This window comes from Microvirga sp. GN3, assembly GCF_055792825.1.
In genome coordinates this window covers 1-12,251 of record NZ_JBVVAK010000197.1, presented here as the reverse complement: position 1 = coordinate 12,251, position 12,251 = coordinate 1, and the positions used below count along the sequence as shown (strand labels likewise).

Below are 12,251 nucleotides of genomic sequence, written 5' to 3'. Positions count from 1 at the left end.
CGAAGCGGCCGTGCGCACCGTCGTCGATACGGCTCGGCTCACGCCAAGTGTCACCGTCTTCGGCACCATTCTCGCTACCGTCAGCGCCTGAAACCAGCCTCAGCAACGGCGTGGGTAATTACCCGGCAACGACACCATCAATGGATTTGATGGAAATGATGCGCTGAACGGCGACAGCGGCAATGACATTCTCGATGGAGGGAATGGCTCCGACACTCTCTCTGGCGGGAGCGGAAACGACACCCTGAAAGGCGGAGCCGGTGACGATGTTGCAGTCTTCACCGGGCGCTTGGCGGACTACTGGGCCAAGTATTCTTTTGATGGATCTATTGAAATTCAGGACAAACGCCTTGATGCAAACGGCATCGACAAAGTGACAGGCGTGGAGGCTTTCCAGTTTTCGGACGGTACGTTCAGTTTGTCACAGCTCCTTGATCCCCCGGTCATCATTCCGCCAGGGCCTCCTGTTTTCCCCTTTGACCCTCCGGTCATTACCCCCCTGCCTCAACCTCCTGTGGTTACGCCACCTAGAGTGGTTGAGACGACGACGAGCACCACGCTTCCCGAAGGCTCGCTCAATCTGGTGGCAGGAGGCACCAACAACATCTCGCTGACCGGCAATGCTCTGAACAACGGCATCACTGGCAACGTGGGTAAGAATACCATCACCGGCGGCGCTGGTGCCGACAAGGTGAATGGCGGATCCGGCAACGACACCCTCTCCGGCGGCACCGGCAAGGATGCGTTCCTGTTCACCACCAAGCTCGGCACGTCCTCGACCGACCGCAAGGTGAACTTCGACACCATCAAGGACTTTAGCGCGAAGGATGACAGCATCCAACTCGACAACACTATCTTTAAGAAGCTTGGAATGAAGGGTTCAGAGCAGAAGCCGGTCAGGCTCGACAAGAAGTTCTTCATCGTGAGCGATAAGGCGAAAGACAGGGACGACTACGTTATCTACAACAAGAAGACGGGTGTGCTGTCCTATGATGCCGACGGCTCCCGCAAGGGGCAGGCTGTCGAGTTCGCTCTGCTCACGAAGAAACCTACCCTGAAGTACGACGACTTCTTCGTCATCTAACGTGCGGGATGCCTGTGTCGATTTGTACTTCATGATGGGATTGGGCGACTTGTCGGCCGCTTTAAGCACTTCATGTGAGACTGAACAATCTTCCGAGTCTTACATGAAGTGCAAACAAACGCGGGGCTCCTTGTTTGCAGCAGGCTACTATACCCTGCTGCTCCGCTCGGAAGCGGCTGCCGGCTGGCGAAGACCTGACAGGCTCGTACAGGCCCTGTTCAGACGCCTTCCTAAACACCCGCATCCGCTGACGAATGAGGGTCACCATGCTGCTCTGGATCGCTCTTGCCGCGGCCCTGCTGTCGGGCCTGACGCTTGGCTTGCTATCGAGCGGTGCGCCTGAATGGGCCACCCAGACCGCCGAGCTGGTCACGGTTGCGGCAGTCTTCGTGCTGGTCTGTCTTTCCGAGGCCGCCGGGTCGCGCTCGGACAAACCGAGCTCCAGGTAGGATACGAAAGCCCTCTGTTCTGACACCTCAATACCAGTGCATCGAGCCAGCCGAAACCCGCGGCACGATAGTGGGCCCCATGTAGCCAAGCTTGCCGTGTCAGGAGCCAGTGACAGCTGCACGGGCGGACTGGTGCGCCTTCCACGACGTGAGAGGGACAATGTTCAAGTGGGACTACGACAAGCACGAGATCCTGGCAGACGGTGTTGTCCATGCCCTGGGGACGTCGGCGGACTTGTCGCCGTGATGGTCCTGCTGGTCCTCGCCGCGCCAACAGTCGGTCCCTGGGAACTGATGTCGGTGGCGATCTACGGCGGCGGCTTGGTGGCCGTACTCGTCATCTCCGCCTTCTACAACCTGTGGCCGATCTCACCCGTCAAATGGCTTCTGCGGCGGTTCGATCACTCGGCCATCTATCTTCTGATCGCAGGCACCTACACCCCCATTCATCATGCAGATGAGGAACGAGATCACGGCCATCGTCCTGTTGGTCGGAGCCTGGATGGGCTCCGTGGCCGGGATGATCCTGAAGCTGTGCCTGCCGGGCCGGTTTGATCGGCTCGCGATCCTGCTCTACCTGCTCCTCGGCTGGAGCGGCATCGTGGCCTGTGAGGCCGGGCTCGGCGCCCTGCCCGGCTCGACCGTTACCCTCTTGGTTACCCTCTTGGCTGCACGTGGCCTCCTTTACCCCTGGGCGTGGTCTTCCATGTGTGGGAAGGCTTGCGCTTCCAGAACGCGATCTGGCATCCCTTCGTGCTGGTGGCCGCAGCCTGCCATTATGAAACGATGCTGGACTGCATAGTGCTGGCACGGGTGTGACCGCTGGTGTCCACTGTCTGTTCCGATACTCAGATGCGAATGTTTGCTCGGACCTGGTCGTAGGCCTGCCGGACCGTTCCCTTGCCGTAGGTCCGCTCCAGGCGACGCACCGTGAAATGCCCGCGGGCAAGCCTCTGAAAATGATCGACGAAGGCGGCATTGATGGCCGCGCCGCCGATCCCCCCGAGCACCGGGACGGCTTGGGTGGCGGCCTTCTGCGACACGACCACTCCGAACCGGGATCCGATCTGGGTCAGCAGGCGCATGATGGCCGACGTACTCTCGTCGACGACCCCGCGCCCGGCCATCTGCTGCAGGGCACGTGTAACGGACTTCGCCATGGCGGCCCGCACGGCAAAGTAGCCGGCCTCGTGCAGGTTGTCCGAGCCGGAATGCCCGCCCAGGGCGAAGACCTGGACGCAGGCCAGCGCCGTCTCGGGATCCTCAAGGTCCTCGCCCTCGCTCTGAGCGATCCGGGCGATCGACCGGAGCATGATCGTCGTCGAGATCGGAAGCTCCACCAGAACCGCCGAGACGCCGAGCGCGCCACCCATGGCGCCGGATAGGACCGCGAGCGCCTTGTGGGCACGGGTCTCGGGATCCTTGCCATCCTCCGGGATCGTCTTCAGCGCATAGCGCAGTGCGCGGGTGAGTGCCGCCTGCGTTGCCTTCGAGATCATATCAGAGACCGGCACGGGAAGCCCCTGCCCGAGTAACTCAATCGGCCGTCCGGCTAAGGCAGACAGCCGGGCCACGTAGCTTGGCCCCTCAAGCGCCAGCACGGCCCACCGCAGCGCCTCGCGGTCCTCGGCCGAGAGGGCGATCTCTGGCATTGCCGGGCGGCCCGCGTCCACCGGAAGCGGCTCCTGTCGGCGAAGGTCCTGACTCATGCGATCTAATTGGGGATCCCGAACCGCTTTGGATAGCCCGCAACCCTTCAGCGCAGCGTGGCGTTGGTCTGCCGAGGATCGGAGGAGCCGATGCTGTTCAGAGCCGTCGTGGCCGTCGTTCCCGTGGTGGTTGCCCAAGCTGCCGTGGCGCAGCCCATACCACCTCTGCCGCCCCCGCGGCCTGCCGAAACACCCCCTGTGACACCCCCTGCCGCACGTCCGCAGGCTCCGCCGGTGCCGACGGCGGACGCGCCACCGGCCATCCCGGAAGCCGACGATTGCCTGGCCAGGCTGCAGGCTGCCGGGTTCGAGATCGAACCCGCGGAGCCGCCCCAGGTCTCAAACGAACTCTGCCGGATCGAGACGCCGGTGCGACTCAAGGCCGTGCCGGTTCCAACGAAGTCTGAGACGGCTGTCCGGCTGACCGATCAGCCCACCCTGGCCTGCCGCTTCGCCGGGCCGTTCGGGCACTGGATCGGCGATCTCGTCGCTCCGCTCGTCGCCGGCATCAAGGGGACAGAGCTGAGGGCCGTCCGCACCGGCCCAGGCTTCGAGTGCCGCAACCGGAACCGGGCGGCGGCGGGCAAGCTCTCGGCCCATGCGCAAGGGCTTGCGATCGACATCGCCGGCTTCGACCTCGCCAACGGAACGACCCTGCGGATCAAGCCTGAGGCCGACACCGCACCGGATCCGGCGCTCGCAGCCCTGCGGACCGCTGCCTGCGGCTGGTTCACGACGATCCTCGGTCCTGGCTCGGATGAGGCGCATCACGATCACCTCCACGTCGACATCGAGCAGCATGGATCCAGCGACCGCTACCGGATCTGCCAGTAAGGTCAGGCGGTCCCTACCCAATCGCTGCTCCCCGGTTCGGGGAAAGTGCACAAAGAGCTCGCGTTCATGGAGAGCATGAGGTTGTCTGGGGCAGCGCGTTGCAGCTCTGGCATCTGTGCTTTTGATGATCCGATAGTTCTGTCGTGATGGTGCGCCCTGACACCGCATCATTGGTGACTGCCCCATGGATTCTTATGGTCCCCAGTTTCGGACCTTCCGGGATTTTGGTTCAATTGCCGCGAGCTACGGAAGGAAAATTTCTGACCTAAGTGTTGCTCGCTGCCGCTATGACAAACTGCTTGTTCGTGCTCTCCGAGGGTCAGCGCATTCACGGTACTTACCAGAGCTACATCCCGGTAGGTGACACGGAGGATGAAGTGGGTGATCCGCCCGTCACAAACTTGATGGAAGGCGAGCCAGATCTGCTTGCCACGCATGTTCATATCATCCAGGTCGAGGAGGACCGCTGCTGGGAACGTCGCGTGCTGGAAGACAAGGAACAGGATGTCGACGCTGTCGGGGTGCCCTTCCGACATGACAGTAATTAACTCGCCCATGCTGGCATCGGCCGACAGCCTGACGCGGGCGGTTCTCATCCTAATTCTGCACCCCGGTTTTATGAGGAGCAGAATAGAGCTCATGGCCGAGCCGGACGGCCCCCTCTTAATGGTTGATCAGATGGGATGCGATGTGGCTGCCAGGTTGAAATGTCCGGCGGCCGCCAAGCGAGCCAGCGCCCGCTCACGCCGTGCGGCGATGACCGGATCCGACATGACATCGGTCATGGGGCCTTGCCTGTGGACCTCTCGCGCTCCCTGGCGTATGCGGCGGCGCGCCGGGTGGCGCAGTTCGGGACGGCCAACGAACATTCCGACTGGGAGACGGCGCATCACGTCTTCACCTACAGCAATGCCGTGCACCAGGCTTTGAAGCGGATTGCAGCGGGGGGCGACACTGTGCCGAACGATGTGGCCGAGGCGACTCGGGGCATTCTTCATGGCGCCATGGCGGTCTATCTGTCCTGCTATCTGAATGTGCCGCCCGCGCGGCTGCCGGACAAGGGCGACCCTCGACTGGACGGCCCTCCCCAAGTCTCCCAGGACATCCGTGCGGCCTTGCTCGATGCCTTCGACCGGCAGCGGCAGGTGGATGCGGTGGGAGGCCTTTGGCGCGGCATCTTGCAGTGGAGTTCCTGCCCGATGACCTGATCATGACGCTGGCGCACGCACTGCTCCGGGAGGATGCGGGATTTCATGCCTGCCAGATGCTGGAGGCCGGGGTGCGCCAGTTCGGGGAATGGGCCAATACCCGTCAGGGCGGGCACATCCTGATGGGGGTCGGCCGCTACCTGGCGGCTCATTCACCAACCGAACGGGCTGCCTTTCAGACGGCCGACATTGCCCGCCGGCTCCTGCACGGAAGCGAACTGCATCAGATGCCTTAGATGATCCATGACGCGACTGTGAACTTTGGCCCGATGGACCCGGGTCGTCGCCGCGCTTGACACATCACAGAGTGAGGCAGCGTCAGAACGAGCGTGACATCTCTCTCGTTTCGCTGGGTTAGAAACGTGTGCAGGTCGCGGTACGCTCGCGCAGGACAGCCTCCTGGTCAAAGCGCCGCCTGTATTCAGCCATGATCTCCGAGATCTTGCCTCGTGCCGTGGGGTCACCGGCATGGAGCACGGTCACGACTTCGGATCCCTCTCGCTCGATTTGTCCGTTGGCATTCCGCCATTGCCCGGTTGCTTTCACCACCGTCAGGCCTTCAGGGAAGCGTGGCGTGATGATCTCATTCAGGAACTGTCGCCACTCGGCCTCGCGGACTGTTCCTCCATTAGGGCGGTTACGGCCAAAGTAGAGCGTGTCGCGAACCATCGATTGATCGCCTGCCTCGCACGACCATAGGCTCGGATGAAGGGGCAAAGAGGACGAGGCGCAGCCTGATATTCCCAGAAGCGGCAGGGCCAAGATCGTGTGCCAGTGGACCCGGCCGAGTTGTTTCAGGAGACCGCCACTCACTTGCCAGCGGCCTTCCGAAGAGCTGCATTGATCCGGTCCTGCCAGCCTGGGCCGTCCTCCTGGAAGTACTCCAGTATGTCTTGGTCGATGCGCAGAGCCACGGTTTCCTTCACGCCCGGGATCGCAGGAGCCTTCAGAGGTCCTTCAACAGGTTTGGCGGTAACCTTCTTGAATGCAGCCTCGGCAGCCTTCAAGGGATCGGGCGGACGACGTCCTCCAGGTGATCTCGACATCATCGTCCTCCCGGTTAGGCGCGGTCTCTTGCGCCGCCACTTACGAGCATCGTACGGCTTTTCAAGGGTGTCGAGTCTCGCGCCGGGCAGAAGACCTCGTCAGAGCTCTCGACGAACAGGGCGGCACTCGGACGATTGAGCGGAGTAGGTCTGAACTCACTGATATTTCACTCAAGGCCAATGGCTCTCATGTTTCCTCCACTTACCTTTGATCAGATCGTTTGGGCGTTGCTGTCTCCCAATGAATGGTGACGGTCGGAGGACGGCACTCTCGTGTTCGTCAGGCACGGCCACAGATCCGAAACAGCGAGATATTGGACTTGCTCCGAAAAAATGGAGAACCTCTCATGAAGCAGAAGGATCTCCATGCCCTTGCCGGGGCCGTCGCCAACGGTTTGTCGAGCGCGCATCTTGCCGGCGTGGTCGGCGCTGCGGGGCCGGCTCGATCGGCACCGACGGACATCGTTGTGCCGCCCCCCCTGCTGCGGCCGCTGGCCGAGTATGAGGCGCTGGTGGGAGGAGGCTGGTGATGACGGCCATCGATCACGAGGCGCTCGTGGCGATGCTCGATCGGCTCAAGCTGACCGCGATCCGCGACCAGCTCGACACGCTGCTGGACGAGGCGGCCCGGTCGGACATGACCTTGCGCGAGGCCTTGGCGTTCCTGGTCAGACGCGAGATCGCACGGCGCGACGAGCGGCGGATCGCCATGGCGAGCAAGCTCGCGCAGTTCCCGTTTGTGCGTGAACTTGATGGCTTTGACTTCGACGCGCAACCGTCGCTGGATCAGCGTCAGATCCGAGAATTGGCCACGTGCCGCTGGATTGCGCATGGTGACGCGGTCTTGCTTTTAGGGCCTCCGGGCACCGGCAAAACTCATCTGGCGGTAGCTCTCGGGCGCGAGGCGATCCGAGGGGGCAATTCTTCGGTTCGCTTGACATTATCTGACGGGTTGCTGGTTTAGGCGTCCGTAGGAGGCGCTGCCATGGCCCAGGTCCAGAGATCACCCCGACACCAGGACAACCGGCTCCTGGCCGCTCTGGCGAAAGAGGATCTGGCCTATCTCGAGCCGCACCTGGCCGTCCTGGACCTGCAACGCGGTCAGATCCTCTATGAGCCGGGAGGGACTGTCACGCATACCTACTTTCCGCATGATGCCATGGTGTCGCTCGTTACCGTGATGCGGGACGGCAAGGCGGCCGAGATGGCGGTGTTCGGCCGCGAAGGCCTGTTCGGTCTGGTGAGCGCCTTTGTGAGCAGCCAGTCCTTCGGGCGCTACATCGTCCAACTGAGCGGCTCGGCATCGCGGATTGAACTTCCCCGGATGCAAGAGGCCATGGCAGCCCGCCCCATGATCCGGCAACTCGTCCTGCTTTATACCGAGGCACTGATGGCGCAGACGCTCCAGACCGTCGCCTGCAACGCCGTTCACAGCGTCGAGGCCCGCTGCTGTCGCTGGCTTCTCATGTCTCAGGACAGAGTGGGTGAGGCGGAGCTGCCTCTCACGCATGAGTTCTTGGCCGAGATGCTGGGCGTGCAGCGCTCGACGGTGAGCGAGGTCACGCGCACGCTGCAGGACAAGGGCCTCATCCAGCAAGGCAGAGGGATGATTACGGTCATTGACCGTCCCGCTCTTCAGAAAGCCACGTGTGAGTGCTACGGAATCATCCGTCAGCGGTATCAACAGCTCCTGCCGCAGACCTATGAGCGGGATTGAACAGGGGCTCTAATTGCCGCCGTTCCGCTGTGGCCTCTCTTAATGCGAGCAGAAGAACGCCAATATCCTCGTCCAGCAGCTTGATCGCATTGCGGGCACACTGCCGGAAGTGCTCTCTGCGGGATGCGGTTTCGGCGTCCCATGAGCAGGCTTGTGGCTGAGCTTCATGGATGGCCCGAGCAACCAGCTCGACCCTGTGCTCCATTGGTTCCGGATCCATGATGACACCTCCTGCGTCCGCCTCGGGAATGCTAGGGCTCGCCCTCGTGTCATAGACTGGCCAGCAGAAGGCTCGCTCCGATGAAGGAGCCGAGGGAGGCCGCGAACAGGATTGAAGCGCGCTGAAACGACGGCTCAGGGTTGGTGATCGTCGTAGGTTCCGGAGAAATGTCGCGTGGGTTGTAATCGTGAGGCATGAGTTTGTCCTAACTTCGATTGACGCTGCATGGCCGTCAAACGTTGGCAGGCGTCACCCTATTCCTTCACAAATTCTATAAGAGTGTTTCGAGCACGCGGCAGACAGGGCGCCTGGAACCGACCAGCACGGGCAGCTGCATGATTTCTGCGGACGAGCATAGCCTCGCCGAACATCATACGTGAGGCAGGTCAAGCGCTCGCGACGCTCCGCCTGCAATCCGACGCCGGTTGCGGCTCCGATAGGTCAGTCGTACAATCGATCGTCGACGTACCATCAGTGGCTTGTAGCCGCCCTAAACGGGAGGACGCCATGGGACGCAAATTCATTGACTGCCGGGCCTTTTCGAGTGAGATGAACTGCTCGCTCACGATCATCGCCGATACCGAGCGCGAGCTGGTTGAGGCCGCCGTGCAGCACGCCGTAGCCGTGCACGGGCACCAGGACACGCCCGAGCTGCGGGATCAAATCAGAGGCGCCATCAAAGATGGCATGCCGCCTGAGGAGGCACCAAGCCGCGCCGCATGATGAACCAAGTGTGGCTTGGATGACATCGCAGAGCGCGTTGCCCGTGCCATTGCTGGCCACCGAGGGCTTGGGGTTTTAATCTGGAGCGCCAACCGCCCGGCAATTTCACGAGCCACACGCTGGATGGAGCGCGGGCAGGCTCTGGAGGTGGCCAAGGCAGTGAAGATGCCGATCATCTACTTGGACAGCGGCATTGCCCGGACAGAGACGTAATCTCGCAAAAAGCGCCTTGATGGAACGTTGGAAACAACCGAGCCGGCGCAGAAAAAGAACCCGGCCTTGCGCCGGGTTCGTGTCCATATGGGACAGTCACGAGCATCAAAACGGCTGCTGAATAACGCCTGATGCGATGGTCCCGTTCCTTGGGTCTGCTTATACGCTCCTGCCGCGCCGCGAGTAATACCAGATGGCGGCGATAACGATGATGATCAGCAGGATCACCCACCAGTAGTCCATGATCCCGCCACTGGCTGCCCCAGCATCGCCGGCTGGAGGACTGGGAGCCGCAGGCGGGGTCTGTGCCCAGACAGGCGAGACAGCCAGAAAGATGAAGCCCATCAGTGCTGCGAGTTTGCTCATGGATATCTCCGTTGGAGGAGGACCAGTACAACCATCGCCATGCATTACCAGCCGGCCCTGTCAGGGAACGCATCGAGGCAGGGCATGTTCCTATGCAAGCCAACTCGCAGCGCGTAATGCGCATGCCTCGGTGGAATTGGATGCTCATGACAAAGAGGCACCCGCGCACGCGGCTTTTGGATACTTAACACCATTGCGCGCAAAAATGCGGGGGGTTTGAAGCTGGGGGGCAGCGAGGATAACATGGCTCAGCTCCTGGCCGATGCTTGGGCTGGCCCACACTGAGAGGAGATAACGGCCATGAGACCCCTGACAGCCTTCAAGCTTGTTCGCATGGTTCAGGGCGAGCACCGCACCGAAGCCGAGTTCGAGGGAACCGGAGCCGAAGGTGGGCAGGAGATCACCCTGATCCTGAACAATATCGACGCCCACGATGTCGATCTGCAGGTCGGCGAGCGCTACACGCTGCATATCCAGCCGTTCTACCCTGAGGACGGGATTAGCGCCCTGCCTGAGGATTAGCACCATGAAGTCAGCCTGCGACCCCGCCATGGCCGAGATGGATGCCGCCAACAGTCGCTTCGGTCGCGGCACTGCCACCTGACAGCCGCAGGCATCAAGAGGCCATGGGCGACCAGGTTCGAGCAACGCTCGCCCCGCTACACGACCCGCCTCGACGAGGTGCCTTGTCTTTAGGGCATTTCAGCCCAAGGCAGGCACCACGTCCTCGGCTGGCACTGCTCGAAACCCGCTGACAGATGCTTAGGCCTCAGTGGGACCGCTGCGGAAAGCTAAGGGCCTCTAAGAACGGGAGTTCCAATAGGATCTCATCCATACCATCCTTCACCTCGATATAAGCCGTCGCCCAATTCACTGGCCGCTCGAACTGAGTATTCATCAGGTTCTGAGCCATCACCTTGGCGACTTCCCAGGCTTGGTCCGGATCCCGGAGGTCCTGTCCATCCGGATCGTTCAAGGCGTCCGTTCCGATATGGACGTTGAAGAAGTATCGCGGCATGAAGGCTCCTGGATTACCTAGCTCGGGTTTTCCGGCTGACTTGCTGGAAGCTCAAGGTGTTTGCTCAAGACATTTACGATCCTGACCACAACAGCCCTCGGGATCGCAAAGGCGAGAGGTCCATACAAAGGATGGTCGAATGCCAGAAGCGAGCCATCGATATGGGCCACTTGAATATGCCAAGTTGGCTTGAGGATAGTCTCAACGGTTTTGCCATCGAGTGCTTGCTTCTGAATCCCCTCGACCATACGCGCCCTGGCATGCCCGAGCAGCCTGATGACCTTTGTGAGTTGTTCAAGGTCAAAGGTGATGGGCTCGGACAGACCCGCGACAGGACCAATCTCGATAGTCACGGAGTGACGGTCATCCGCAACCCGAACACCGACCCGCGCCTCAGCCATGACGAGGTCTCCATGCTTACTGGCAGCCTGTTAGAGGGCAGCTCTTGGTTCAACCGAACACCGCCCGAATAGGTCCATCATATTGCTTGTGCGCGTGCCCATGCCTCAAGGAAGGCGCGCCTGTGGACCACACCATGCCCTCAGCCGGCGCTCATCCGCCTCGCGCGGGCATGCGAAGATTGTCCGGAGAGTCATGAGAATGCTTTATCCCTCTATGGAACCCGTAAGCTTGGCTCTCTCTTAGTTACCTAGGGGCCGAAATGTTAAATGAGAGTGCTCCATGCCGCTCCGTCACGCCCCTGTTGTTGAATGGCCCACGACGCTTGTTCCCCTGCTGCAAGACGTGCAGATCGCCCCCGGCAGCGACGGCAAGCATGCCTGCTGGGTCGATGTCGATGTGGATGCTCAAACCCTGCTGGCCATCCATGAGTTCGAGGCGCACCTGCGCCACCGCCCGGTCCAGCTCAGGTTGGCCGTGATCAGCGATTGCGTGACGGGCGAGATGAACCCATCGGTCGGCCTGGGCGCTCCGTCTGACCGGGCCCGCCACATCGCGAAGGTGCGCCTCAGCTTTCACGACCTTCAGGGCGGTGAGTGTGTTGAGGCGGCAGAGAGCGAGTGAGACCGTGAATTGCGCGTAAACGCATTTATAGAAAAGCGAACCCCGGCCTCCTTTGGCCGTTGGTAGGCGAGGAACTCCATCGGAGGCATGAGTCATGTATGCGTTCCGCTCTGACAAGGCGGCCGAGTATCGCCAGCAGGCTGAGAAGATCCGCATCCTTGCCGAGCAGGTCTCGCTCCTCGAAGCCAAGTTTCACCTGTTCGAGGCGGCCCAGCACCTGGAGGAGTTGGCGGCGGACGAGGATCGCCGATAGGTCCCTCAACTGGCTTTCTTGCAGTAACTGCCATAGGGCACAATGCATCCATCGGAAGGCCCTCATCAGGTGGCAATACCGACGAGCTGGTTCACGAGACGGATTTCGCCTGTCGCACCGGACTCCGGCAGCATGCCGTGGCCGCGGCGGATCATCCGCATGACCACAAAAACCTTTGATAGTGGTGTAGGCTGTTTTCATGCTCTGGAAGCCGCGCGTCGGCCGGATCATACGCTTGAGCGCGCCGTGATCCGCTTCGATGATATTGTTATCGGGCATGCTTTTCCTCGGCACCATCGGCGCGTTGGCGCAACCAACTCGGCGGCTGTATCCTGGGGTGACCGGGACAGGGGTGTCGGGAGCACGTGATGTGGGCAGGCCGATCTAT

General features: G+C 61.4%; 21 protein-coding genes and 4 pseudogenes. 16 read left to right on the top strand and 9 right to left on the bottom strand.

The window, feature by feature from the left end:
• Nucleotides 1–130 precede the first annotated feature (130 nt).
• The 4 genes and pseudogenes from ACS5Q1_RS42305 to trhA all read left to right on the top strand — a co-directional run.
• A pseudogene (locus ACS5Q1_RS42305) lies at nt 131–259 on the top strand (calcium-binding protein); the annotation flags it as partial.
• Between the two features lie 30 nt (nt 260–289).
• The gene (locus ACS5Q1_RS42300; RefSeq protein ID WP_473103845.1) at nt 290–1,084 is read left to right on the top strand and encodes a calcium-binding protein; all 795 of its coding nucleotides are present in this window, start codon (nt 290–292) and stop codon (nt 1,082–1,084) included.
• A 266-nt stretch (nt 1,085–1,350) separates the two neighbouring features.
• The gene (locus tag ACS5Q1_RS42295; RefSeq protein ID WP_203441292.1) at nt 1,351–1,533 is read left to right on the top strand and encodes a hypothetical protein; all 183 of its coding nucleotides are present in this window, start codon (nt 1,351–1,353) and stop codon (nt 1,531–1,533) included.
• 160 nt (nt 1,534–1,693) lie between these two features.
• Nucleotides 1,694–2,352 (top strand): annotated as a pseudogene (trhA, locus tag ACS5Q1_RS42290) (PAQR family membrane homeostasis protein TrhA).
• A gap of 29 nt (nt 2,353–2,381) precedes the next feature.
• Here the strand turns inward: trhA and ACS5Q1_RS42285 are convergent.
• Entirely contained in the window at nt 2,382–3,242 is an 861-nt protein-coding gene (locus ACS5Q1_RS42285) for an EcsC family protein (RefSeq protein ID WP_473103844.1), read from the bottom strand.
• 90 nt (nt 3,243–3,332) lie between these two features.
• Between ACS5Q1_RS42285 and ACS5Q1_RS42280 the strand changes: the two genes are divergently transcribed.
• Complete coding sequence (locus ACS5Q1_RS42280; protein ID WP_473103843.1) at nt 3,333–4,076, top strand: extensin-like domain-containing protein; 744 nt, start codon at nt 3,333–3,335, stop codon at nt 4,074–4,076.
• A 167-nt stretch (nt 4,077–4,243) separates the two neighbouring features.
• On the opposite strand, the gene ACS5Q1_RS42275 is transcribed toward ACS5Q1_RS42280, so the two are convergent.
• Nucleotides 4,244–4,672, bottom strand: coding sequence for a hypothetical protein (locus tag ACS5Q1_RS42275; RefSeq protein WP_473103842.1), 429 nt, complete (start codon nt 4,670–4,672; stop codon nt 4,244–4,246).
• 111 nt (nt 4,673–4,783) lie between these two features.
• On the opposite strand from ACS5Q1_RS42275, the gene ACS5Q1_RS42270 reads away from it, so the two are divergent.
• The gene (locus ACS5Q1_RS42270; RefSeq protein ID WP_473103841.1) at nt 4,784–5,284 is read left to right on the top strand and encodes a hypothetical protein; all 501 of its coding nucleotides are present in this window, start codon (nt 4,784–4,786) and stop codon (nt 5,282–5,284) included.
• Complete coding sequence (locus tag ACS5Q1_RS42265) at nt 5,242–5,520, top strand: hypothetical protein (RefSeq protein ID WP_473103840.1); 279 nt, start codon at nt 5,242–5,244, stop codon at nt 5,518–5,520. Before ACS5Q1_RS42270 ends, ACS5Q1_RS42265 begins: the two co-directional genes overlap by 43 nt.
• Nucleotides 5,521–5,638: 118 nt before the next feature.
• On the opposite strand, the gene ACS5Q1_RS42260 is transcribed toward ACS5Q1_RS42265, so the two are convergent.
• Together ACS5Q1_RS42260 and ACS5Q1_RS42255 are read right to left on the bottom strand one after the other, a co-directional pair.
• The gene (locus tag ACS5Q1_RS42260) at nt 5,639–5,953 is read right to left on the bottom strand and encodes a DUF3574 domain-containing protein (protein ID WP_203441297.1); all 315 of its coding nucleotides are present in this window, start codon (nt 5,951–5,953) and stop codon (nt 5,639–5,641) included.
• 140 nt (nt 5,954–6,093) lie between these two features.
• Nucleotides 6,094–6,330 (bottom strand): BrnA antitoxin family protein, encoded by a 237-nt coding sequence (locus ACS5Q1_RS42255; RefSeq protein ID WP_473103847.1) that lies wholly within the window; start codon nt 6,328–6,330, stop codon nt 6,094–6,096.
• A 347-nt stretch (nt 6,331–6,677) separates the two neighbouring features.
• Between ACS5Q1_RS42255 and ACS5Q1_RS42250 the strand changes: the two genes are divergently transcribed.
• The 3 genes and pseudogenes from ACS5Q1_RS42250 to ACS5Q1_RS42240 all read left to right on the top strand — a co-directional run bounded on the left by ACS5Q1_RS42250 (nt 6,678) and on the right by ACS5Q1_RS42240 (nt 8,047).
• A complete protein-coding gene (locus ACS5Q1_RS42250) occupies nt 6,678–6,860 on the top strand; it encodes a hypothetical protein (protein ID WP_473103839.1) in 183 nt (60 codons plus the stop codon).
• A pseudogene (locus tag ACS5Q1_RS42245) lies at nt 6,860–7,261 on the top strand (ATP-binding protein); the annotation flags it as partial. The gene ACS5Q1_RS42250 and the pseudogene ACS5Q1_RS42245, both read left to right, overlap by 1 nt.
• A gap of 54 nt (nt 7,262–7,315) precedes the next feature.
• Entirely contained in the window at nt 7,316–8,047 is a 732-nt protein-coding gene (locus tag ACS5Q1_RS42240) for a Crp/Fnr family transcriptional regulator (protein WP_473103838.1), read from the top strand.
• 269 nt (nt 8,048–8,316) lie between these two features.
• Here ACS5Q1_RS42240 and ACS5Q1_RS42235 read toward each other — a convergent pair whose 3' ends face one another.
• Nucleotides 8,317–8,463, bottom strand: a complete 147-nt coding sequence (locus ACS5Q1_RS42235) for a hypothetical protein (RefSeq protein WP_473103837.1) — start codon at nt 8,461–8,463, stop codon at nt 8,317–8,319.
• A gap of 311 nt (nt 8,464–8,774) precedes the next feature.
• Here ACS5Q1_RS42235 and ACS5Q1_RS42230 point away from each other — a divergent pair, with 311 nt between their 5' ends.
• Together ACS5Q1_RS42230 and ACS5Q1_RS42225 are read left to right on the top strand one after the other, a co-directional pair.
• Nucleotides 8,775–8,990, top strand: coding sequence for a DUF1059 domain-containing protein (locus ACS5Q1_RS42230; protein WP_473103836.1), 216 nt, complete (start codon nt 8,775–8,777; stop codon nt 8,988–8,990).
• 15 nt (nt 8,991–9,005) lie between these two features.
• The gene (locus ACS5Q1_RS42225; protein WP_203441303.1) at nt 9,006–9,203 is read left to right on the top strand and encodes a hypothetical protein; all 198 of its coding nucleotides are present in this window, start codon (nt 9,006–9,008) and stop codon (nt 9,201–9,203) included.
• A 159-nt stretch (nt 9,204–9,362) separates the two neighbouring features.
• On the opposite strand, the gene ACS5Q1_RS42220 is transcribed toward ACS5Q1_RS42225, so the two are convergent.
• Nucleotides 9,363–9,569, bottom strand: coding sequence for a hypothetical protein (locus ACS5Q1_RS42220; RefSeq protein WP_203441304.1), 207 nt, complete (start codon nt 9,567–9,569; stop codon nt 9,363–9,365).
• A gap of 300 nt (nt 9,570–9,869) precedes the next feature.
• On the opposite strand from ACS5Q1_RS42220, the gene ACS5Q1_RS42215 reads away from it, so the two are divergent.
• Nucleotides 9,870–10,091 (top strand): hypothetical protein, encoded by a 222-nt coding sequence (locus ACS5Q1_RS42215; protein WP_203441305.1) that lies wholly within the window; start codon nt 9,870–9,872, stop codon nt 10,089–10,091.
• 15 nt (nt 10,092–10,106) lie between these two features.
• Nucleotides 10,107–10,265 carry a DUF4113 domain-containing protein gene (locus tag ACS5Q1_RS42210; protein WP_473103846.1) on the top strand — a complete coding sequence of 53 codons (159 nt, stop codon included), beginning with the start codon at nt 10,107–10,109 and terminating at the stop codon, nt 10,263–10,265.
• 73 nt (nt 10,266–10,338) lie between these two features.
• On the opposite strand, the gene ACS5Q1_RS42205 is transcribed toward ACS5Q1_RS42210, so the two are convergent.
• Both ACS5Q1_RS42205 and ACS5Q1_RS42200 read right to left on the bottom strand, forming a co-directional pair.
• Entirely contained in the window at nt 10,339–10,587 is a 249-nt protein-coding gene (locus tag ACS5Q1_RS42205) for a DUF6894 family protein (protein WP_473103835.1), read from the bottom strand.
• 17 nt (nt 10,588–10,604) lie between these two features.
• Entirely contained in the window at nt 10,605–10,988 is a 384-nt protein-coding gene (locus ACS5Q1_RS42200; protein ID WP_473103834.1) for a hypothetical protein, read from the bottom strand.
• 280 nt (nt 10,989–11,268) lie between these two features.
• Between ACS5Q1_RS42200 and ACS5Q1_RS42195 the strand changes: the two genes are divergently transcribed.
• On the top strand, nt 11,269–11,610 hold the full coding sequence (locus ACS5Q1_RS42195) for a hypothetical protein (protein ID WP_473103833.1): 342 nt from the start codon (nt 11,269–11,271) through the stop codon (nt 11,608–11,610).
• A gap of 94 nt (nt 11,611–11,704) precedes the next feature.
• Nucleotides 11,705–11,863, top strand: a complete 159-nt coding sequence (locus tag ACS5Q1_RS42190) for a hypothetical protein (protein ID WP_473103832.1) — start codon at nt 11,705–11,707, stop codon at nt 11,861–11,863.
• 65 nt (nt 11,864–11,928) lie between these two features.
• Here the strand turns inward: ACS5Q1_RS42190 and ACS5Q1_RS42185 are convergent.
• Nucleotides 11,929–12,133 (bottom strand): annotated as a pseudogene (locus tag ACS5Q1_RS42185) (DDE-type integrase/transposase/recombinase); the annotation flags it as partial.
• Nucleotides 12,134–12,251: the final 118 nt, after the last annotated feature.

Excerpts from the sequence above, each read along its gene's own strand:
- ACS5Q1_RS42195 (WP_473103833.1), top strand. The coding sequence starts at position 11,269 with ATGCCGCTCCGTCACGCCCCTGTTGTTGAATGGCCCACGACGCTTGTT.
- ACS5Q1_RS42270 (WP_473103841.1), top strand. The coding sequence starts at position 4,784 with ATGTCCGGCGGCCGCCAAGCGAGCCAGCGCCCGCTCACGCCGTGCGGC.
- ACS5Q1_RS42205 (WP_473103835.1), bottom strand. The coding sequence starts at position 10,587 with ATGCCGCGATACTTCTTCAACGTCCATATCGGAACGGACGCCTTGAAC.
- ACS5Q1_RS42255 (WP_473103847.1), bottom strand. The coding sequence starts at position 6,330 with ATGTCGAGATCACCTGGAGGACGTCGTCCGCCCGATCCCTTGAAGGCT.
- ACS5Q1_RS42275 (WP_473103842.1), bottom strand. The coding sequence starts at position 4,672 with ATGAGAACCGCCCGCGTCAGGCTGTCGGCCGATGCCAGCATGGGCGAG.
- ACS5Q1_RS42250 (WP_473103839.1), top strand. The coding sequence starts at position 6,678 with ATGAAGCAGAAGGATCTCCATGCCCTTGCCGGGGCCGTCGCCAACGGT.
- ACS5Q1_RS42190 (WP_473103832.1), top strand. The coding sequence starts at position 11,705 with ATGTATGCGTTCCGCTCTGACAAGGCGGCCGAGTATCGCCAGCAGGCT.
- ACS5Q1_RS42200 (WP_473103834.1), bottom strand. The coding sequence starts at position 10,988 with ATGGCTGAGGCGCGGGTCGGTGTTCGGGTTGCGGATGACCGTCACTCC.
- ACS5Q1_RS42215 (WP_203441305.1), top strand. The coding sequence starts at position 9,870 with ATGAGACCCCTGACAGCCTTCAAGCTTGTTCGCATGGTTCAGGGCGAG.
- ACS5Q1_RS42235 (WP_473103837.1), bottom strand. The coding sequence starts at position 8,463 with ATGCCTCACGATTACAACCCACGCGACATTTCTCCGGAACCTACGACG.
- ACS5Q1_RS42260 (WP_203441297.1), bottom strand. The coding sequence starts at position 5,953 with ATGGTTCGCGACACGCTCTACTTTGGCCGTAACCGCCCTAATGGAGGA.
- ACS5Q1_RS42240 (WP_473103838.1), top strand. The coding sequence starts at position 7,316 with ATGGCCCAGGTCCAGAGATCACCCCGACACCAGGACAACCGGCTCCTG.
- ACS5Q1_RS42285 (WP_473103844.1), bottom strand. The coding sequence starts at position 3,242 with ATGAGTCAGGACCTTCGCCGACAGGAGCCGCTTCCGGTGGACGCGGGC.
- ACS5Q1_RS42295 (WP_203441292.1), top strand. The coding sequence starts at position 1,351 with ATGCTGCTCTGGATCGCTCTTGCCGCGGCCCTGCTGTCGGGCCTGACG.
- ACS5Q1_RS42230 (WP_473103836.1), top strand. The coding sequence starts at position 8,775 with ATGGGACGCAAATTCATTGACTGCCGGGCCTTTTCGAGTGAGATGAAC.
- ACS5Q1_RS42220 (WP_203441304.1), bottom strand. The coding sequence starts at position 9,569 with ATGAGCAAACTCGCAGCACTGATGGGCTTCATCTTTCTGGCTGTCTCG.
- ACS5Q1_RS42280 (WP_473103843.1), top strand. The coding sequence starts at position 3,333 with ATGCTGTTCAGAGCCGTCGTGGCCGTCGTTCCCGTGGTGGTTGCCCAA.